Genomic DNA, 19,453 nt, shown 5'->3' with positions numbered 1-19,453 from the left:
CCTGTCCGCTTAGCGTGACATCGACCGCCGCCCGAGGACGGCGGGTCGAGCGGCCGGTCGGGGCGCGCCTTTCTCGGCATCGAGATACTGGTGATCTCGCCTGTAATCATGTGCAGCCCCAACCTGTCGTCACCTCAACCCGATTACACGCTGCAGGCCGCCAGCCCCATTACCGCTATTCCGGGACGACGACAGACCAGGGCGCCGACCGAATCGCTCGACATACGACACCGACAGCGATGGCGCCGGACGAGGCACGGCGAGGTGGTGGTGACCGCGTCGACCGCGGTGAGATGGTGGTCGCGGCGACGAAGGACGCGATCGGCAAGACACCGATGCCGAAGCTGGCTAGTATGCAGCCCGGAGATTTCGCAAATACCCCGCGAATCCCGGCGTTCTGTGCCTGGAGGTGACGTGTCAGGGGTCTCGGCGGGCGAAGTGGCCCGGCCGCTGGTCGGACGGGTCGCGGAGATGCGCGAGCTGACCCGGGCCCTCGCTGCCGCGCGGAAAGGACGAGCATCCGCGATCGCCGTTACCGGAGAGCCGGGTATCGGCAAGACTCGCCTACTCCAGGAGATCCGCACGGAAGCACTCGCCCAGGGTTTCCAGGTGCTGGAGGGGCGAGGCACCGAACTGGAGCGAGAATTTCCCTACGCCGTCGTGATCGACGCATTCGACGAACCGCTCGGATCACTGTCCCGAACCAGCCTGAAGGCGCTCGGCGAGGAATGCCTGTCGGAGCTGAGTCGAATTCTCCCATCGCTGCACCGGTGGGGCCGGGCACCGGCACGATCCACCCGAATAGACCGGCACCGCTGTCACCGCAGTGTACGGGTGGCACTCCAACGGCTGGCGGCTCGGCGCCCACTGTTGTTGATTCTCGACGACGTCCACTGGGTCGACCACGCCTCACTCGAGGTGATCGCACACCTACTGCGGAACCCCGTGCCCCGGTGTGCGTTGATGCTGGCCCACCGCTCCCGGCAACTCCCCACCGCACATACGAACGCGCTGGCTCGAGCCGTGTACGACAACACCATGTCATCAGTCGAACTCGGTCCGTTGTCGATTGCCGAAGCCGCCGAACTGCTGTCGGACCGAGTCGACACGGCCGACCTTTCCGACTTCTATCACGAATGTGGTGGTAATCCATTCTATTTACAGGAAGTTTCACGTGCGCGAATTCGCCTCGACGGGCTTCTCGGCGGGCATCGGACCAGCACCGGTGATTCGTACCATATCCCCACGATCGTTCATGATGTCCTGGAGCAGGAAATACAGGCACTGTCCATGCATGCGCGCAACCTGCTGCAAGCCGCGGCGGTAGCAGGCGAACCATTCGATCTCGAGCTGGCGAGCGATATCGCCGAACTGGTCGAAACCGAAATATGGCAGACAGTGGACGAGCTGGTCGCGAGTGGATTGATCTGCGAAACGGAAACCCCCGGGCGCCTGACCTTCCGCCACCCCTTGATTCGCCGCGCAGTCTACGAACGAAGTGGATATGGCTGGCGCAGAAATGCGCACAAGCGGGCAGCGAAGGCACTCGCGAACCGCAGCACCACCCTGTCGATCCGAGCGCACCACCTCGAACACTGTGGCGAGCCAGGAGACGAGGAGGCCATCGCGGTCCTGGTCGACGCGGGGACAGCTGCCTCGCAAGGAGCCCCCGTCGCCGCGGCCCGGTGGTTCCGGGCCGCCTTGCGTCTGCTGCCGAACGAGGAATCCGCCGATCGCCGACTCGCCCTGTCCATGTCGCTGGCCGAGGTCTTGAATGCCTGCGGTCGGCTCCGGGAGAGCCGAGAAGTGCTGAACCGGACTCTGGCACTGACCGCGCCCGCCGAACCCGGCGAACGCGCTCGCCTGATGGCCATGCTCGCCGTGATCGAACAGGGGCTCGGCAACGCCGTCGAGGGTCGGCGTCTGTTGACGACAGCGCTCACGCTCGTCCGACCCGACGGTGTGGCGGCCGCCGCGCTCGAACTCGAACTCGCCAAAACCCACCTGGCGCTGCGGGACTGGGCACAGGCTGTGGCCGTCTCGGCGAAGGTGCGGCGATCAGCGCGCGCGCAAGGCGACCGCCGCATGGACTTCCTGGGTACCGCGGCAAGCGCGTTCCTGAAGACGACGCAACTCGGCGACACGCTACGGGAAGCGGGCCGCGACCTCGACGAAGCCGTGCGCACCCTCGACACGCTCACCGACGCGGAAATACCCCTCGCGTTGATCGACGGACTGGTCGATGTGGTGATCTCCGCGATCTCCCTGGAGCGGTTCGCGATGACCGTCGAGTACACGACTCGGGGAATCCGGCTCTGCCGCAGCACCGGACATGGCAGACGTCTGGTCGACTTCCTGCATTTGCAGGGATTGGCTCTGCTGATGCAGGGGCAGCTCGAGCGCGGGCTCGCGGTGGCCGACGAGGCCGTCGAGGTAGCGCTGATGCTCGACAACCCACCGATGGTGGCGATGGCCGAGTCGACGCGCTGCTGGATCTTGTCCCTGCTGGGCCACACGGACCAAGCGTTCACTGCCGGTGCGGGCGCGGTCCGTATCACCGAGCAATTGCCCAGAGGGCGATACTCCTACTACCCCCCGCTGATATACGGCATGGCGCTGATCCAGGCGGGACGGTATCGACGTGGCCGTCGGCTGATCCTCGGCGCGGGGGGCCAATTCGAGATCTACCCGTCGTTGATCCCGCAATTCCATCCGTATCTCGTCGAGGCCGAACTGGCACTCGGTCGGATCGACGCCGCGGAGCACGCGACTCGTCGGATCGAGATCATCGCCGATGCGTCGCCGTTTCTGCCTATGCGAATCGGCCACACTCGCAGCACCCGCGCCCGCGTACTGCTCGCGCGAGGCGAGATCCGTGCTGCCGCCGACCATGCCGAGCAAGCGGTCGCCGAGTACCAACGAAGCGGGTGCTCGCTCGAAGTCGCCCGGGCGCGCCTGTTGCTCGGTCATGCCCTGGCCGAACTGGGCGCGAAGCCCGCCGCCAGACGCGAGTTCGACAGCGCGCTCATGATCTTCGACAGCCGGAACGCCGCACGTCTGGCCGAGCAAGCGCGCCTGGCGCTGCGCCGGGTGGGCGAGCGACACACGTCCGGCCACCGAAGCCGATCTCGTGCGACCCACATCGGATTCGGCGATCTCACCGAGCGGCAGACCGAGATCGTCAACCGCATCGTCCTGGGGAGAACCAACCGCCAGATCTCGGAAGATCTCTACGTCAGCGAGAAGACCATCGAAGCCCATCTCTCGCGCCTGTTCGCCAAGCTGGGCGTCTCCTCCCGAACCGAACTCGCCGCCCTGGTCGCGGCTCAGCAAGACCACCACCGAACCCCGCCCGCCCGTGACCGGAACAGCGCGTCTCGCGCGGCCGAATGACCCGACAGCGTTGACGGCAGGTCGCTGCGACGATGCGATGGATCACTCGTCATCCGTCTCCACCGTGCCGGAAGGCGTGGAAGGCGGACAGGTAGGCGGCGCGGTCATGGTAGGAGCGAGCGAGAGCGTCCCCGTACGCCACCAGGTCGTTGTGCCCAGAGCGGCGGATCTCGTACTGTTGCTGGAGCAGCGGCTCCAGGCGGCCGCGGCCGTCGTAGGCCCGGGCCAGGATCTCCGCCAGCACTGTCGCGTCTTCCAAGGTGTAGCTCATTCCCTGGCCGGTCATCGGATGGGGAGAGAACACCACGCTGCCCAGGAGAATGACGTTGTCGCGATGGTAGGGCTTGCTGGTGAAAACCGCCACGGGGGCGGGCGTGAACCGGTCCTCGTCCAGCCGCGCGAGGGCGTCGTCGCTCTGGGTGACGAAGGTACTGAGCCGCCGTTTCAGATCGATCCTGTGTTCGTCGAACACCGGCTCCTCCAGTTCCCGGGGTACTCCGACGAACACCCTGGCCATCTCGGCACTCACTGGGTAGAAGTAGGCAAACCAGCCGCGGGAATCGAAGTAGAGCCGGTTGCGCGTGGCGACGCTGTCCGTGATCGGAATCGTGCTCATTCGCAGGGCGTGGGGATAACGGTTGTCATCCCGTTCAGAGCCGACGAACTCACGCAGCCCTGCGCCGGATCCACCGGAATCCACCAGCACCCGAGTCCGCACCTCGGTGCCGTCGTCCAGCGTGCAGCTGGTGAGCAGGGCATCAGCGACCCCGAAATCGACCATCCGACAACCGAATCGGACGTGCACGTGCGACAGATCGGCGCATGCCGCAACGATCGTCCCCACGATCTCGCTGTAGGGGGCGATCAAGAAGTGACCGAGCTGGGTGTGCTCGGCGAAATCGTAGGAGAAGAGCAACTCACCGTCGTGGTGGTAGTCGATGACGTGCCTTTTCAAGGCGCCTCGACTCGCCAGCGTGTCGAGCAAGCCCTGCTCGGCGAGCACACGGATGCCGCGGGGCTTGAGGATCTCCGCACCGCGCGTGGCCACACCGGGTCCGGGGTCGACCACCAGCACCCGGCGGCCCTGGCGTCCCAGCAGCAAGGCCAGCATGGCACCGCCGATCCCAGCGCCCAGAATGACACAGTCGAAGTCCACGGTGGCTTGCGCCGTCCTTGTGGCGCTCATCGGTTCACCACGAGGTATCGGCCGGGCGAGATGATGTCGGCGGGATCGAAGAGCCGTTTGAGTCCCTCGAGCGGTACATCTCGGTAGGTGCCCGACCGATCGACGAGTTCCCATGGCATCTGGTCGATGTTGGAGCGGTAGGGCGGGAAACCCGCTTCCAGGAACACACGGCGAACCGCGTGGCGGAGCGCGTGTGCCCGCTCCATCGCTTCTGGCTCCCGCACGAACGGGATTTGCGCAACCATGTTCGTGGTGTGCGGTGAGATCACGTTGAACTCGAGCATGCCTGCGACGCCGTGGCGTTCCGCCTCGAGCCCGAAGAGCTCGACCGCCTTGCACAACGCATGCTGCTGGAGCGGAACCACTGGCAGGAACGTCAGCCAGCCGATCCGCGCCTCGTCGGCCCGAGCGCACTCGTCGATTCCGAGGGACTGCCGCAGGTGCAGGCAGGACGCGATCCCACGGGCGAACAAAGTACGCGGGTACAGCGGGTCGGTGATCGGCGTGGTCGCAGTGTCCAGGGAACGGTACGACACGAGCCCGTCCACTCGGCCGAGCGTGTCGCGCATGTCGTTCTCGGCGATCCAGACGGCCTCGCGAGACCCGAGCAGGGGTACCTGGACGGTGAAGAGGTCGGGGTCGGCGGTATCGGCAATTGCCGCGCGGCCCGCCGCGGGCACCACGAAGAGCTCTTTGAGCCGCAGCATGCCGTGCGTGGCCACCCGTGTCCGGCCGACCCGGACCACGGTGTCGACGACCTCCGCGAGAGCGGTCTTGGCGTAGGTCGCGTTGACAAGGGTGACCGCCTCGGGGCGCGGAACGAAACCGATCGCCATCGCGGTGACCACGCCCAGGTTGCTTTGCAGGAAAGCCCGAGTCAGGTCGGGTCCCGCTACGGTGCCGGACCAGCCGCCGTGACGGTCGAGACCGCCGGTGGTCATGATCTCACCGGTGCCGAGCACGACTTCCAGTCCCAAAAGGTCCTCGACCCGCGCCCGGATTGTGCCGTCGCCGCGTTCGATCGTGTTGCCGACGAGGCTGGCATCGGCACAGCCCGAGGTCACGTTCAGCATCCACGGTGTACCGTCGAGCAACTCCACGAGCTGCCGTTGGGTTACCCCCGGTTCGACCACGGCGTAGCCCCGGTCCAGGTCTGCAGTCCGGATGGTGGTCATCCGGCTGAGATCCAGGATGGTGCAGCCGTCGAACACCGGATGACGTGAGCCCATGCCCCAGTTCCGACCGGTGCTCAACGAGTAGACCGGTGCCCCCTCTCGCGCTGCCCGCAGCACCAGCCGTTGGACTTCGTCGGTATCGAGCGGATGGCACGTACCCCGGATCTCTCGTGCTCGATGGGCCCCCAAATCCTGTGATCGAATGTCCTGGGGAGAATTTCGTCGATCAGCGGAGCTGCCTGTTTCGACACGGTGAACGCTCATCGTTACTGCCTGTCCTCGAGCCGGGCGGGTGCCCGGCCGATGTCGAGATTCGGTGGAAGCCGAGTCTTGACTCACAGTTGCAGGCACGGGCAGTAGGGAAATCCCCACTTTCGTTCGCCGCGTCCGCCTCTCCGCGCCCGTTCTGTCGCACACCATGCGGTTTCGACGCCACCGACGCCGTCCTGCTCCGGCCGAACCGGCCCACTGCTGATCAGCGCCTCGTCAACAGACCGACCGCACAGGCCGACCGAGATGGCGTTCGTGCCGCATGAATTCTTGTATTCGCCGACATGGTTCACATCAGCAACGGGCCAGACAGGCCGACCGAAGCAACATGCTGCGTCCCACCTTCGTCACGAAAGTGTTGTCCCGGGCGTCACCGCCTGCCGCGTTCAGATCGGCTGCCCCGCTTGCGACCGTAGTGCCGCGGTGACGATGGCCCGCGCTTGGATCTCGACCAGTCGCTCCAGAGGCACCGGCTGTCCTGGCGCGTGGCGCTCGATCTCGCCGCTCCATCCATCGAAGATCGCCCCGAAGCGCTCGCGCTCGGCCGCCACCTGCGCGTCGTCCGGCCGACGCGTGGCGAGGTCGTCGAGCACGCGGCACATCATGCCGCCCATGCGAAGTCGGAACATGCCGAGCCAGACGTAGTCCTCGACGAAGATCTCGCCGAGCGTCGCCGGACGGTCGGGTTCGGTCGCTGCCTCCTTCTCCGCCGCCATGTCGGGCAGATCCGCCAGCGTCGCGCGCACTGAGCGCTCCAGCGCGGTACTGCCGTCGAGTCGATCAGCTACTCGGTCGAGCGACTCGCGGACGGTGGCGGCGAGCTCGCGGTAAGCCGTTGCGGTGGCGGCGAAGACGTCGCCGCGGGGGCGCGCGCTCGGTGTCTCGTCTGCGATCCGGGGATCCACCCACAGCGGCAACTCGCACACCAGCACGGCGGTGCCGTAGGGCGCGGCGTAGTCCCGCGAGCCACCGCCGCCGAGCGCCGCCACCGGATCCACGCCCGCCTCGGTCAGCGCGGTGGCCATCTGGTCGAAGGTGGGGACCTCGAAAACGCCGGGGGCCCAGGCCCGCCCTCCGGGTGCGTCCGGTGCACCGGTGTGGATCGGCACGTCGGCCGCGGTGAGCGAGTCGGTCAGCGCCGACCAGTAGGACTGGTCGCCGCCGGAGGTGTAGAAGAAACCACCGCCGAAGTCCGCGTTGTGCAGCGAGGCGATGAACGCCGGGCGGGTGCGGTCGATCAGTGTCATCAGGGCGCGAGTCTCCGGCATCGGCGTGCCGACCGGAGTGCCGCGCCAGGTGATCGGGAAGGCCCACTCCGGCTGCTCGGTGACCGTCGGCCGATAGAAGTGGCGCGCGACGTCGGTGCGGGTGCGCGGACCTGCGAACCAACCCTCGTTCAGTCGGGTGCCGTCGGGATCGATGCACAGCACGAAATGCCAAGTGGCACCAGCCGAGAGCGTTTCATCGGCGGAGAGTCTGCCGACCAGGTGCGCGATGGTGGCCATGCCGATGGGCTCGTTGGCGTGCGGACTGCCGAACACCAGGATGTTCCGCTCGCCCGTACCCACCTGCACCGCACGGATCGGATCGCCGGCGCGCGAGCGACCGATCTCGATGACCCGCAATCGATCCGGCGCGGCGGCCGCCACGCGGTCGATCTCGGCGTTCAGTTCGTCCACGGTGGGGAACGCGTCCAGCGGCTCGACCGGGCCGACGATCCGGGCGACCTCGTCCGTCGCGTCAGGTGTGTCTTCGCGGCCGCATCCGACGGTCAGGGTGGTGCAGGCCACGGCGGCCAGGCCCAGCAGAGTTCGACGATCCATCTCGGTCATGCGCAGCTCATTTCGATAATTCGATTATTTGAATAATCAGATTACCATCAACGGCATGCGACGTGCCGAGACTCGGGAGGCCAACCAGCACGCTCTGATCGACGCCGCGATCGCCGATATCGCCGAGCACGGCTACCAGGCGGCCCGGCTGGCCGATATCGCCGCGCGCGCGGGGCTCACCACCGGCGCGATCTACTCGATCTTCGGCAGCAAGCGCGCGCTGCTCATCGCGGCCACCAAGCGGCTGGTGGAGGAGTATCAGCAGACACTGCGGCCGCTGGCGGACCCGGACCTGGATCTGCCCGGGGTGGTGCGCGGTTACGCGAGCGCCGTACTCGACTCGACCGACTCCCCCCGCGCCCGCGAGCACTTCGCGTTCGAACTAGAGGGCTTGGCCGCCGCGCTACGCGATCCGCAGCTGATGTCGGAGGTCGACACGCAGGTGCCGAGCACCCCGAGCCTGCTCACCGCGCTGTTCACCGATCGCCGGATCGGCGCGGCGCGCACCACGGCGGAGCAGGCGGAGCGGCTGGCGCCTGCGGTGCACGCGCTGGTCACCGGATTCGCGCAACACGCGGTGATCGACCCGAACAGCGTGGACCGCGACTTCGTGATGGCGAGCGCGGTCCAACTGACCGCGCTCGTGAGCCCGGGTGACTGTGACGTGCCCGACGAGTGATCAGCCGGTCTTGTGTCCGCCAACACGCGAAAACAGCCGAAGAGATGTTCGCGGCATTGCTCGCGTAGCGCGCTTATCGTCGCGCCGGTGAGCGCACGAGCGGCCAGGGTTCGGAGCAATCGCAGCAGCCGGGCGTAGAATTCTCTGCGGCGCAGGCCGAATCGCACGAACGCCTCCTCGTCGTTACCGCCGTAGGACGCCCATTCGGTAGCGAATTCCAGCATGTCGTTCTCGTAGGCTCATCACCACCGACCTTCGATCCGGGGGCCATGCAAGTACCCCCATGGGTGTAATGGCCGATCGAATCGGCGATATCCCAGCCAGCACGTGCCCGAGCGGCCGCCGCGGGATCCACGACGAATCCGCCGCATCGCCGACGCGATAGGTGAGATTCGACTGCCCGAGGCCGATCCGTTGCAGGCGCAGCGGCGCGGTAGTCGATGCGGATCATGGCCCTCACACCGCTGCCGCGTGATACAGCTCGCGATGCTCCGCCCACGGACGCTGTCGCTCCTCCGGACTCATCGCCAACAACGCCCGCAACTTCCCCCACGCCACCTCATCCACCGGCGTATATACCTGCATCCACGCATTCGGCACCGACGGCAACGACATACTCGTCAAAAACATCTCCAACTCCCCCACCGCCAAATTCCGCACCTGCTTCGTCCGGCTCACCGGCACCGCCACATCATTCAACGCCCACAACGACGCAAAGTTCTCACTCTCCGCACACAGTTCCGCGATGAAATCCTCCCACCCCGGATCACCCAGATTCTTCGCATAGGCCCCACGCAAATACCCCACCATCCGGCGCAGATCATCCCAATTATGGCGATACGCGTTGCAGCACTCCGGGGTCAGAAACACCCGACGCGCCACATTCCGCTCCTCCGCTAGGAAACCAGGGCACAGCGCCTCGTACGAGCCGTTGTGCGCCAACACGTCATACCTGGCACTCAACACCACCCCCGGCAACGGTTCCAGGTGATCCAGGATGACCTGCAATTCCTCCGGTAACGCCGATCCGGATTCCACCGAGGGCACCGTCGGCACATCCGCCAACCGATACAAATGCGCCTTCTCCGCCGCATCCAACGACAACACCCGAGCCACCGCGTTCAACACCTGAACACTCACATTGATACTGCGGCCTTGTTCCAACCACGTGTACCAAGTGATCCCGATTCCGGCCAGCTGTGCGACCTCTTCCCGGCGCAGGCCCGGGGTGCGTCTGCGTGGGCCCGGGGGTAGTCCCACGTCTTGCGGCGCGATCCGGGCGCGCCGGGACTTCAGGAAGGCTCCGAGCTCGGCGCGCCGGGCTTTGCGGACCGCCTGAACATCGACGACATCGGTCATCCTGAGATCCTCCCGTACCGTGCCAGAGGTATCCAGGTGCTGCTGATACCAGTTTCGGGGAGATCCGCGTGATGATGTTCGGTTCGGCCTCGATGGGTACGCCAGTGGAGTGGTGCGGCGGAGTGAGGTGCTCGAAGGCGTCACGGCGTTTCTGGCTACCGCGGTGGCCGGGTTGCTCCTGGTCGTGCCGCTCAGTTTCGGCCGCACCTGCCATTGCACGCCCTATCAGGTCAACCAACTGGTGCTCAGCGTGCCGCGCGAGGCGGCGATCGGCGTCCTGGTCGCGGCGGTCACCGCGGTGGTCGCGGTCAGCCTGGCCCGGGCGCGCACCGCGTGGTGGATCGCGCTCACGGCGACACTGGTGCTGTTGGTCACGCACACCGTCGAAGCGAACAGCGCCTCGCCCGACATCCTCACTACCACCGCCTACCTCGACGCGATCGGCAGCGGCATCCTGCTCGGCGCGACGGGGGTGGCGGTACTCGGCCGCCGCGCGCCGGGGATGGGGTTCGTTCTGGGCGGTGTCGGGTGTTTTGTGGTCATCACGCTCTCGCAGGCGTCGGGGCTGCTGGGCAACCCGCACCGGGCGACGTCCGAACCGCACGTGTGGTCGGTGTTCGGATCCCAGCCACTGTGGTTGCTCGCCGCGGTGGCCGTACTGATCGTGGCGTGCCAGGTGCTCACACGACAGCGCTTCACCCCGGAGCCGATCTATCCGGAATTGCCGCTGAGCCCCGTCATAGCCGCGATCGTGCTCGTGATGACCGAACTGGCCGTCGCGGAGTGGCGCTTCCGCCACGGCGACGGCAGCGTCGAACTCGTCGTGACGGCCCTGTGCACCCTGCTGGCGACGACCGCCGCCGCGTGGCTGCTCCCGCGCCGGGACGGGAACATGATCTATCTGGCGGTCGGGCTCAGCGCCACGGGCAGCGCGGTGGGCAACGGACCCCGACCGGCGTGGAGTGTGCCGCTGCTGCTGGGGTTGATCCTGTTGGGGTATTTCGGCGGGGCCCGGCTGGCGAATCCGCTGGTCGGCGCCGGGTTGCTCACGGCTGTCGCACTGTTCGCGGCGCTGGTTCCGCCTGGTGCGGTGCGCCATCTCGGAACTGCCGCCCTCGCCGTGGTCGCGGGTTACTGCGCGTCCTACATCCAGCCCAGAACGGCGGGCAGCATTCTGGCGATCGCCATCCTGTGGCGGCCCTCGACCGTGGCGCCGGTCCGGACCGAGTCGTTCGACTGGACGATGGTCTCGCCGCATCGTCTCCCCGACTGGGGCCCGGTCACGGTCGTCTCGGGTTCGGAATGGGCAGCGTTCGCCATCGTGGCCGGCTGCGGGCTCGGGATGGTGCTGCGCGCCCTGCCGAAACGGAAAGCACCCGCGCCGCGGCGCGCCCCGGCCCCTATGGCGGCGATACGGGAGGTGATCTCCCGGGTTTCGGCGGCTGGGCACGAGCGCATGGAGCCGAGCTAGGCGTTTCGCGCGGTGGCCGGCGCCTATGCGGTCCGAGCCGCCGCAGCGTCACGGTGCGGCACCGCTCTGCCGAGCGGCATCTGCGGAACCGGAGGCGCGGGCGGCACGAATCGCAGAATCTCGGGGAAGCCCTGGAATCCACCGGGAATGGGGACCTCCACCGGGACATCGGGTGCGCTGCGAAGTACGGGCTGCGCCGTCGCGGGCGCGGCGGCCAATACCGCGGCGGCGACGGCCACAGCGCCCGACGCCACGGCCGGCCAGGACTTACGCCGCGAGCGTCGGCCAGGTCGAGCTTCGGTCTCGAACGACATGAGCCGGTCCTCCCATCTGCGTCGGCCGGCCCGGTACGACCCATCAGGCGTCACCGAGCCTCGAATTGATTCGAAACACCACGGTGCTTGCGGTGCACTGGATCCGACGTTCATGCTCGCGCATTCGATCGAAGAGCCCGCGCGGGACACACGGAAGCCGTATTACGGAAAGATAACCGGCACGTCTACCGTCGGGCTTCGACCTGCGCCGACGAGCGCTCCGGACTTGCCTGGCCTCCACTGCTCGAGCTGCGGTGGGCGGACCGAAGGAACCGGTTCGACCACTGGATCCGCCGGAAAGCCGTGCGCGGACGACCCGATAGCGGTTCTTTGATACACCGTCCGAAGGGGCGACCAGGCGTCGGCTGGGAGCTGGCGGCCGGAACGTCCGAAGCCGACATCGTGGTGCAGGTGAGCGCGCAGCGAACGGTGGACGAGGCCGCGGCCGTTGTGGTGGCCGCCGAGCGGAATCTCTGCTGAGCCCGGCGGCCCCGGGACCCCGTTCGCCGAGGTCATCGGCCGCGAAACGGCGTGCGGTGCGGGCTGACCGGAATTCCGGCTCCCGTTGGGTAGATTCCCCCGCGATGTCCAGAATCCCTGCCACATCCGGTGCTGGCGACACGACCGATGCCGCGGTTCCCGCCTCGATGGTCGGGCGCCGGTATCGCAGCAGCGATCACTACGTGGTCGAGCGCGAGAAGATCCGGGAGTACGCCCGCGCGGTGCGCAACCGCCATCCGGCGCACCGGTCGGAGGACGCCGCGGCCGACCTGGGCTACGGCAGCCTGCTCGCTCCCCCGACCTTCGGCGCGGTGCCCGGGTACCTCGCCTACGCCGAGGTGTTCGACACGATCCTGCCCGGCTACGACCTGAGCCGGACCATCCAGACCGATCAGATGATCGAATTCCACCGGCCGCTGCTGGCCGGCGACCGGATCCGCTTCGAGATGTGCCTCGACTCGTTCCGGCACGCGTTCGGCGGCGACCTCATCGGCTTGCGCCAGACCATCGTGGACCAGGACGATCGGCCCGTCCTCACGTCTCGGACCAGTTTGGTCGGGCGGGCCGACGAGGCCCTGCCGACGTGGTTCGACGCGGTCGTGATGCACGGCGCACGCCCGGACGAGCGCACGCCGCGCCGCGCCGCGCACCCGCGCTACGTCGGGGCCGGTGACGAACCCGCCCGCGAGTTGCCGACCACACCGGTGTGCCCGAAAGCCCGGCGTCGGTTCGACACCGTTCGTCCCGGAGCCGAGCTTCCCCCACATACGCTCATGGTCAGCCGCGGCGATCTGGTGAACTACGCCGGAGTCGCGGGAGACCCGAATCCCATTCATTGGAGCCCCGAGGCAGCCGCGCGGATGGGTTTGCGAGACATTGTCGCGCAGGGCCTGTTCACGATCGGACTGAGTGTGGACTTGCTCACCTCGTGGTCGGGCGACCCCACCGCCCTGCGCTCCTACAACGTGCGCCTGACCAATCCCGTCCACGTCGGCGCGACCGGCGGCCGGATCGAATTCTCCGGCCGGGTGAAACACCTGGATGAGGACACGCGCACCGCCACCGTCGCGATCATCGCCGAGCACGACGGACGCAGGATCTTCGGTCGCGCGACAGCCGAGGTCGCCCTCGCGTGATCGCACGACCCGTTCGCGCCGCCGCATCCGCTGGGTTTGGTCCGGAGCAGCCGGGGCACGTTGGAGGCGGAGCGCGCGCCCGCCGGGACCGGCGGACGCGAACTCGGCACCCGATCGAGCGGGCAACCGGCCCGCTCGCACCCGAAAGGACCGGTATCTGTCGTGGTTGTGCTTCTTGCTGTGATCGGCTCGGCTTCCCTTGCCGTCATCGCGGTCCATGCCACGGTCGTAGCGCGCAGCTTGGCGGAACTTCGTTCCCCGCGCCGCCCCGGCGCGCTCCGGGACGAGCGGGACGCCGCGGAACTGACGGGCACAACGGTCTGATTCCCGCACCATCCCCGCGGTCGCTGCCTTCGCGCAGGTCGACGCCGCCATGTCTCGATCGGATGGAGAATCGGATACGATCTTGACTGCCTCTCGGTCCAGCAAACGGCCGCTGAGACAGTCGGCGTGCGCTGGTGCCGCCCCATGGTGATCGGAGGCCGGGTTGTCGGTGTTCACCGACGACGGCAATGGTGCTGTCATTCGTCCTGCCACAAGTGGACCCTCGACCGGTGGCGTTCGTGCGGCGTGACGGGACAGACGACGATCCCGAACTGATCGTGGGCGCGGAGTGGCCGTGGCAGCACCCTTCGGTGCTCCTGATCGAGGACGATCCGGGAGACGCGCTGCTGGTGGAGGAACTGGTCGTCGACGGCGCCCCCGGCCTGCAATTGCACTGGGTGCGGTCGCTGGCCGAGGCCGCCGAGCATCTGGCCGCCGCCGAACCCGACTGCGTGCTGCTGGACCTGCATCTGCCCGACGCTCAAGGGCTCGAGGCGGTGGAACGCATCCGCACGCACACCGATCAGGTCGCGATCGTGGTGATGACCGGGCTCGACCAGGAGCAGACCGGTTTGGCGGCGGTCGCGGCCGGAGCGCAGGACTATCTGGTCAAAGGACGGGTCGAGCCCGAGTTGTTCGGGCGCGCCGTGCGCTACGCGATCCAGCGCAAGCAAGCCGAGCGCACGAGCGCGGCCTTGCAGGCGATCAATATGCGTGCGCAGGAGAACGCGCGCCTGGAACGCGGTCTGCTGCCCACCCCGCTGCTGCGCGGCAGGCAGATCGTCGACGTGGTGGCGCGCTACCGTCCCGGGCGGGCGCACGCGCTGCTCGGGGGCGATTTCTACGACGTGGTGCAGGACACCGACGGCACGGTGCACGCCGTCATCGGCGACGTGTCCGGGCACGGGCCGGACGAGGCCGCGACCGGCGTGGCGTTGCGCCTGGCCTGGCGCACCCTGGTCCTGAGCGGGGTGACCGGCGCACGGCAGCTGCGGCTGCTCGAACAAGTCCTGCTCGCCGAACGCACCGGCAAACAGACCTTCGCGACGGTGACGAGCCTGATGCTGCATCCAGGGGAGCGCCGCGCACAGGTGTTGCGGGCCGGGCATCCGGGCATGCTGCTGCGCTCGGCATCCGGATTGGACTGGGTCGAAGTACCCGGCGGACCCGCCCTCGGCTTCCTGCCCGGTCGAGCCGAGTGGCCCGCCGAGCAGGTGGACCTGCCGCTCGGCTCCGGGCTGATGGTGTTCACCGACGGACTGTTCGAGGGACGAGTCGGGACGGATCAGGAACGGCTCGGGGAAGACGGGCTCGTGGAGGTCGCGCGCGCGGTGCGCGCCGCCGATCCCGACTGGTTCGTCGACGAGCTGATCGGCCGCGTCGAGGCGCTGGCGGGGGAATCGGGCGGATTGGATGACGATGTCGCCATCCTGTATCTGGGATGGAACGACGACGGGCGAGGACAGGACCGGAACCGATGACGACGAAGACCGGTCGGCCGCCGGTGAGCGCGCGGCTGACCGCCCAGGCTTGGTTTCAGCTGGTGCTGGCCGCGATGGTGCTGGTAGTGATCATCGGCACCGTGGCGGGCGCGCAGGTGATCGCGCAGACCAACCGGGTGACCGACCGGCTGCTGGACAAAACGTTGCCCGCGGCAGCCGAGGCCTACCGGTTGCAGAATGCCTTGGTGGACCAGGAGACGGGGCTGCGCGGCTACGGCATCACCGGCGACCGGCAGTTCCTGCAGCCCTACCAGGACGGCGCCCGGGACGAGGCGCAGTCGGTCGCCAGGCTGCGCGAGCTGCTGGCCGACCGGCCGTCGCTGCTGCACGAACTCGACGCCATCGAGAGTTCCGCGCGGCGGTGGCGCACCGAGTACGCCGAGCCGCTGGTAGCGGCGTTGGCCTCCGGGTCGACCAGCGGCACCGAGCCCACCTCCCCCGCGCGCGGCAAACCACTGTTCGATGAACTCCGCGCGCGCTTCGATGTACAGAACACCAGTCTCGCGGCGGCCATCGCGGACGACGAGGACGAACTCGCGCACACTCGCGCGGTCCGGGACGCGGTGCTGGCCGGGATGGTCATCGCGTTCCTGCTGACCGGCGTGCTGCTGACCGTGTTGATCCGGCGCCTGATCGCCCGTCCCCTCGGCTCCTTGACCGACGCGTCGCTGCGGGTGGCCAGCGGCGAGTTCGATCACCACATCGACGCGCACGGTCCGGCCGACCTGGTGACCGTCGCGAACGCGGTGGAGAGCATGCGCAGGCGCATCGTCGCCGAGCTGGCTTCCTCGCGCGCCAAGGAAGCCGTCCTCGCCGAGCAGAAAACCGATCTCGACCTGCAGGCCGTGGAACTGCGCCGGTCCAACGCGGAGCTGGAGCAGTTCGCCTACGTCGCCTCGCATGATCTGCAGGAGCCGTTGCGGAAGGTGGCGTCGTTCTGCCAGCTGTTGGAGAAACGCTACGGCGACAAACTCGACGAGCGCGGCAAGCAGTACATCGACTTCGCCGTCGACGGAGCCAAGCGGATGCAGGGGCTCATCAACGATCTGCTCACCTTCTCCCGCGTGGGCCGGATCACCGATCGCACCGAATCCATCGGCCTCGGTCAAACCCTGGACAAGGCCATGACCAACCTCTCCACGGCCATCGACGACACCACCACGCGCATCCGGCGCCCGGAGGAGTTGCCCGAGATCGTCGGCGATCCGACGCTGCTGACGATGTTGTGGCAGAACCTGATCGGTAACGCCATCAAGTTCCACGCACCCGACCGCGCACCGGAGATCGAGATCACCTGCGAACCGGCCGAGGAGGACGACGCCTGGTTGTTGTCGGTCTCCGACAACGGCATCGGGATCGCGCCCGAATTCGCCGAGAAGGTGTTCGTCATCTTCCAGCGGCTGCACAATCGTGAGGAGTACAGCGGAACAGGCATCGGGCTGGCCGTCTGCAAGAAGATCGTGGAGTATCACGGCGGCCGGATCTGGATCGACACCGATTACACCGCGGGCACCCGCTTCTGCTTCACCCTGCGCGCCGCCGGAGCCGACGGCACCGCCCGCACCGCCGACGTCCCCGTTCAAGAAGGAGCCCCCGCATGACCTCCGGCCAGCCCATCGACATCCTGCTCGTGGAAGACGACCCCGGCGACGAGCTGATGACGCGAGAGGCCTTCGAGGACAACAAGATCGGCAACACCCTGCATGTCGCCAGGGACGGCGAGGAGGCGCTCGAGTTCCTCTACCGTCAAGGCAGGTACGCGGACGCGCCCCGGCCGGACCTGATTCTGCTCGACCTCAATCTGCCCAAGTACGACGGCAGGCAAGTGCTGGAGAAGATCAAAGCCGATCCCGACCTGTCGCACATCCCGGTGGTCGTGCTGACCACCTCCGCGGCCGAAGAGGACATTTTGCGCAGCTACCGCCTGCACGCCAACGCGTACGTCACCAAACCCGTCGACCTCGACCAGTTCGTCGCCGCCATCAAACAGATCGACGACTTCTTCGTCCAGGTCGTCCGGCTGCCGCGCCAGAGTCTGTGAGGCGTTCCCCCGCGGCAGTGGGCTCGGGCACGTCGATTCACGGATGTCACGGGACGGCCGGGGCCGGGTTCTCACGGACGGAGCCAGCCGACGAATGGGCGATGATCAACTGGGTATAGCCTCGGGGAGCACACGCGCGGCGAACACCGCAGCCGAGCCCGACGATGGTCCACGCGCTCGGCGTGGCGCGGGTACAGCGCACCGATCCCCGACAGGGAGGTAACGAGGTGACGGCGCATCGACGCCCTTGGCACGGCACGACGACGGGAAGACCGCGCCACGACAGACGCACTCCGGTCCCGGCGGTTGGTGCGCGGTCGTGAGCGCGGGCGAGCGAGTCCCGCTATCCGACGCCATGACGCCGCTGGAGCTGGACTTCCCCGCCGAGGCGGTGCAATTGGCCAGTGTTCGCCACACCCTGCAGGAATGGCTCGCCGAGTGCGGCATGGCGGCGGCCCCGGCCTATGACGTGCTGCTGGCCGTCGGTGAAGCCTGCACCAACGCCGTCGAGCACGGCCATCACGGCGACGGCGGCACGGTCCGCTTGCGCGCATCGATCGACGGCGACGAACTCCGGGTGACCATTTCCGACAGCGGTCGATGGAAACAACCGGATCCGCAGCCCGATTCGCTGCGCGGGCGCGGCATGCCACTGATCCGCGCGTTGATTCCAGAGGTCACGGTGACCACCGGCGATTCCGGCACGGTGGTCGATCTGCGCACGCGCTTCTCGGGGTAGTCACGGCGTCTGGGCCTCATCGGCCGAGTTGTCCCGCGCGTCCCGCAGGCGGACATTGTCGGCCTGCAGCCGGTCGTTGGCCGCGTTCAGCCGGTCGTTGTCGGCATGCAAGTCGGCATTCGCATCCTCCAGGTCGAGAATGCGCCGGATGCCCGCCAAGTTCACGCCCGTGGCGACCAAGTCGGTGATCCGCCGCAGACGGGCGAGATCGTTGCCGCTGTAGCGACGGGTACCGCCGTCGCTACGCGCGGGAGTCAGCAACCCGTGACGCTCGTAGAGTCTGAGCGTCTGCACCCCGATGCCGGCCAGCCCGGCAGCGACCGAGATCCCGTACACCGCTTGACCGGGATCCGGCAGATGCCCCGAGTTGCCCCTCTCCTGCGCCATTCATCCTCACCTCGTGTTGCCCGATAGATTTCCTAGCTTAGCGCCTTGCACTCAACTTCTCTCGATGCTATAAAAAATCTATGCCAGATGACAGAGGTTATCTGGCCCCTACTACGGAGAATGGAGTGAGTTGGAGGTGGCGACCATGCTGATGCGCACCGATCCGTTCCGCGATCTGGACCGTCTGACGCAGCAGGTGTTCGGCACGAAGGCACATCCCGCGGTGATGCCGATGGATGCCTGGCGCGCGGGCGAGGAGTTCGTCGTCGAATTCGACCTGCCCGGTATCGACCCCGAGTCCTTGGACCTGGACATCGAGCGCAACGTGGTGACGGTGCGCGCGCGTCGTCCCGAACTCGACTCGGGCCGCGAGATGATCGCCGCGGAACGCCCCCGCGGCGTGTTCAGCCGTCAACTGTTCCTGGGCGAGAATCTGGACACCGACAATATTCGCGCCGACTACACCGACGGCGTCCTCCGCCTGACGGTTCCGGTCGCGGAGAAGGCCAAGCCGCGCAAGATCGAGATCGGTCGCGGCAACGGCCACAAGGCGATCGACGCCTGAGATCGCCGCGGCCAACGGGGAAGCCCCGGCCCCGTTCCGGGCGGGCCCGTATGCGCGGGCCCGCCCCTGGCCGGAACGCGAAAGGCGTTATCACCCAGCGGTATCCTTGCGGAGGAACACCTGATGGAGAGCTCGCTCATGGCACGCACCGATCTACGCGACCCGCTGCCCGCACCGACCGAGTCCGGACCCGAAGCGACGGTCGTCTGGCCCGCCCCCAGTCCATTGGACGCCTGGTGGCAGCGAATCATGCACGCCGATCCAGTGCGCCGCGACGCCGCCTGATCCGGACCGATCCGGCATGACAAGCCGACCCCACCACTGTGCCGCGGCGGATTTCTGGCGCCGCGGCACAGTGGTCTGGTTCAACATCGAGAAGGGCTTCGGCTTTCTCCAGCCCGCGGACGATCCCACGCAGGTGTTCGTCGAGTACACCAGCATCGAGATGACCGGCTACAAATCGTTGTACGCGGGCCAGCCCGTCCTGTTCACGGCCACCATGCGCAAGCGCGGCCCCGAAGCCACGGCGGTGCGTCCACTGCTTCCCGACGCTAGACCACGACCTCGGTGACCGGCCCG

The 19,453-nt window shown here is 67.5% G+C and carries 18 protein-coding genes; 12 read left to right on the top strand and 6 right to left on the bottom strand.

What is annotated here, in order from left to right:
- Positions 1-414 precede the first annotated feature (414 nt).
- A complete protein-coding gene (locus QMG86_RS12255; RefSeq protein WP_281879584.1) occupies positions 415-3,393 on the top strand; it encodes a helix-turn-helix transcriptional regulator in 2,979 nt (992 codons plus the stop codon).
- 49 nt (positions 3,394-3,442) lie between these two features.
- On the opposite strand, the gene QMG86_RS12250 is transcribed toward QMG86_RS12255, so the two are convergent.
- The 3 genes from QMG86_RS12250 to QMG86_RS12240 form a co-directional block, all read right to left on the bottom strand.
- Complete coding sequence (locus tag QMG86_RS12250; RefSeq protein ID WP_281879583.1) at positions 3,443-4,579, bottom strand: FAD-dependent monooxygenase; 1,137 nt, start codon at positions 4,577-4,579, stop codon at positions 3,443-3,445.
- Complete coding sequence (locus QMG86_RS12245) at positions 4,576-6,018, bottom strand: FAD-binding oxidoreductase (RefSeq protein ID WP_281879582.1); 1,443 nt, start codon at positions 6,016-6,018, stop codon at positions 4,576-4,578. Before QMG86_RS12245 ends, QMG86_RS12250 begins: the two co-directional genes overlap by 4 nt.
- Before the next feature lie 392 nt (positions 6,019-6,410).
- Positions 6,411-7,856, bottom strand: a complete 1,446-nt coding sequence (locus QMG86_RS12240; RefSeq protein WP_281879581.1) for a M14 family zinc carboxypeptidase — start codon at positions 7,854-7,856, stop codon at positions 6,411-6,413.
- A gap of 55 nt (positions 7,857-7,911) precedes the next feature.
- Between QMG86_RS12240 and QMG86_RS12235 the strand changes: the two genes are divergently transcribed.
- Positions 7,912-8,535, top strand: a complete 624-nt coding sequence (locus QMG86_RS12235) for a TetR/AcrR family transcriptional regulator (RefSeq protein ID WP_281879580.1) — start codon at positions 7,912-7,914, stop codon at positions 8,533-8,535.
- A 456-nt stretch (positions 8,536-8,991) separates the two neighbouring features.
- On the opposite strand, the gene QMG86_RS12225 is transcribed toward QMG86_RS12235, so the two are convergent.
- Positions 8,992-9,894 (bottom strand): helix-turn-helix transcriptional regulator, encoded by a 903-nt coding sequence (locus QMG86_RS12225; protein ID WP_281879579.1) that lies wholly within the window; start codon positions 9,892-9,894, stop codon positions 8,992-8,994.
- 109 nt (positions 9,895-10,003) lie between these two features.
- Between QMG86_RS12225 and QMG86_RS12220 the strand changes: the two genes are divergently transcribed.
- Positions 10,004-11,365 (top strand): hypothetical protein, encoded by a 1,362-nt coding sequence (locus QMG86_RS12220; RefSeq protein WP_281879578.1) that lies wholly within the window; start codon positions 10,004-10,006, stop codon positions 11,363-11,365.
- Between the two features lie 23 nt (positions 11,366-11,388).
- Here QMG86_RS12220 and QMG86_RS12215 read toward each other — a convergent pair whose 3' ends face one another.
- Complete coding sequence (locus tag QMG86_RS12215; protein WP_281879577.1) at positions 11,389-11,679, bottom strand: hypothetical protein; 291 nt, start codon at positions 11,677-11,679, stop codon at positions 11,389-11,391.
- A gap of 330 nt (positions 11,680-12,009) precedes the next feature.
- Here QMG86_RS12215 and QMG86_RS12210 point away from each other — a divergent pair, with 330 nt between their 5' ends.
- The 6 genes from QMG86_RS12210 to QMG86_RS12185 all read left to right on the top strand — a co-directional run bounded on the left by QMG86_RS12210 (position 12,010) and on the right by QMG86_RS12185 (position 17,922).
- Entirely contained in the window at positions 12,010-12,159 is a 150-nt protein-coding gene (locus QMG86_RS12210; RefSeq protein WP_281879575.1) for a hypothetical protein, read from the top strand.
- Positions 12,160-12,263: 104 nt separating this feature from the next.
- Positions 12,264-13,316: a fused (3R)-hydroxyacyl-ACP dehydratase subunits HadA/HadB gene (locus tag QMG86_RS12205; RefSeq protein WP_281879574.1), complete on the top strand. Its 1,053-nt coding sequence runs from the start codon at positions 12,264-12,266 to the stop codon at positions 13,314-13,316.
- A gap of 554 nt (positions 13,317-13,870) precedes the next feature.
- Positions 13,871-15,121, top strand: a complete 1,251-nt coding sequence (locus QMG86_RS12200) for a PP2C family protein-serine/threonine phosphatase (protein WP_434086174.1) — start codon at positions 13,871-13,873, stop codon at positions 15,119-15,121.
- Positions 15,118-16,743, top strand: a complete 1,626-nt coding sequence (locus QMG86_RS12195) for a sensor histidine kinase (protein WP_281879573.1) — start codon at positions 15,118-15,120, stop codon at positions 16,741-16,743. Before QMG86_RS12200 ends, QMG86_RS12195 begins: the two co-directional genes overlap by 4 nt.
- The gene (locus QMG86_RS12190; RefSeq protein WP_281879571.1) at positions 16,740-17,183 is read left to right on the top strand and encodes a response regulator; all 444 of its coding nucleotides are present in this window, start codon (positions 16,740-16,742) and stop codon (positions 17,181-17,183) included. The genes QMG86_RS12195 and QMG86_RS12190 overlap by 4 nt, the downstream gene beginning before the upstream one ends.
- 319 nt (positions 17,184-17,502) lie before the next feature.
- Positions 17,503-17,922 carry an ATP-binding protein gene (locus QMG86_RS12185; protein ID WP_281879570.1) on the top strand — a complete coding sequence of 140 codons (420 nt, stop codon included), beginning with the start codon at positions 17,503-17,505 and terminating at the stop codon, positions 17,920-17,922.
- Here QMG86_RS12185 and QMG86_RS12180 read toward each other — a convergent pair whose 3' ends face one another.
- Positions 17,923-18,309 (bottom strand): MerR family transcriptional regulator, encoded by a 387-nt coding sequence (locus QMG86_RS12180; protein ID WP_281879569.1) that lies wholly within the window; start codon positions 18,307-18,309, stop codon positions 17,923-17,925. It lies immediately after the preceding gene.
- Between the two features lie 145 nt (positions 18,310-18,454).
- Between QMG86_RS12180 and QMG86_RS12175 the strand changes: the two genes are divergently transcribed.
- The 3 genes from QMG86_RS12175 (at position 18,455) to QMG86_RS12165 (ending at position 19,445) form a co-directional block, all read left to right on the top strand.
- Positions 18,455-18,874 carry an Hsp20/alpha crystallin family protein gene (locus tag QMG86_RS12175; RefSeq protein ID WP_281879567.1) on the top strand — a complete coding sequence of 140 codons (420 nt, stop codon included), beginning with the start codon at positions 18,455-18,457 and terminating at the stop codon, positions 18,872-18,874.
- Positions 18,875-18,997: 123 nt separating this feature from the next.
- Entirely contained in the window at positions 18,998-19,159 is a 162-nt protein-coding gene (locus tag QMG86_RS12170; RefSeq protein WP_281879566.1) for a hypothetical protein, read from the top strand.
- A 16-nt stretch (positions 19,160-19,175) separates the two neighbouring features.
- Positions 19,176-19,445, top strand: coding sequence for a cold-shock protein (locus tag QMG86_RS12165; protein ID WP_281879564.1), 270 nt, complete (start codon positions 19,176-19,178; stop codon positions 19,443-19,445).
- Positions 19,446-19,453 lie beyond the last annotated feature (8 nt).

Origin of the sequence: Nocardia sputorum, assembly GCF_027924405.1 — a bacterium.
In the GTDB taxonomy this organism is placed as follows: Bacteria; Actinomycetota; Actinomycetes; order Mycobacteriales; family Mycobacteriaceae; genus Nocardia; species Nocardia sputorum.
The sequence above is the reverse complement of the archived record's forward strand: the minus strand, read 5'-3'. Positions and strand labels throughout refer to the sequence as shown.

Bases quoted from the DNA above. Each gene is read 5' to 3' on its own strand.
- QMG86_RS12250 (WP_281879583.1), bottom strand. From the start codon at position 4,579: ATGAGCGCCACAAGGACGGCGCAAGCCACCGTGGACTTCGACTGTGTC.
- QMG86_RS12165 (WP_281879564.1), top strand. From the start codon at position 19,176: ATGACAAGCCGACCCCACCACTGTGCCGCGGCGGATTTCTGGCGCCGC.
- QMG86_RS12235 (WP_281879580.1), top strand. From the start codon at position 7,912: ATGCGACGTGCCGAGACTCGGGAGGCCAACCAGCACGCTCTGATCGAC.
- QMG86_RS12175 (WP_281879567.1), top strand. From the start codon at position 18,455: ATGCTGATGCGCACCGATCCGTTCCGCGATCTGGACCGTCTGACGCAG.
- QMG86_RS12190 (WP_281879571.1), top strand. From the start codon at position 16,740: ATGACCTCCGGCCAGCCCATCGACATCCTGCTCGTGGAAGACGACCCC.
- QMG86_RS12215 (WP_281879577.1), bottom strand. From the start codon at position 11,679: ATGTCGTTCGAGACCGAAGCTCGACCTGGCCGACGCTCGCGGCGTAAG.
- QMG86_RS12240 (WP_281879581.1), bottom strand. From the start codon at position 7,856: ATGACCGAGATGGATCGTCGAACTCTGCTGGGCCTGGCCGCCGTGGCC.
- QMG86_RS12225 (WP_281879579.1), bottom strand. From the start codon at position 9,894: ATGACCGATGTCGTCGATGTTCAGGCGGTCCGCAAAGCCCGGCGCGCC.
- QMG86_RS12195 (WP_281879573.1), top strand. From the start codon at position 15,118: ATGACGACGAAGACCGGTCGGCCGCCGGTGAGCGCGCGGCTGACCGCC.
- QMG86_RS12170 (WP_281879566.1), top strand. From the start codon at position 18,998: ATGGAGAGCTCGCTCATGGCACGCACCGATCTACGCGACCCGCTGCCC.
- QMG86_RS12245 (WP_281879582.1), bottom strand. From the start codon at position 6,018: ATGAGCGTTCACCGTGTCGAAACAGGCAGCTCCGCTGATCGACGAAAT.
- QMG86_RS12205 (WP_281879574.1), top strand. From the start codon at position 12,264: ATGTCCAGAATCCCTGCCACATCCGGTGCTGGCGACACGACCGATGCC.
- QMG86_RS12180 (WP_281879569.1), bottom strand. From the start codon at position 18,309: ATGGCGCAGGAGAGGGGCAACTCGGGGCATCTGCCGGATCCCGGTCAA.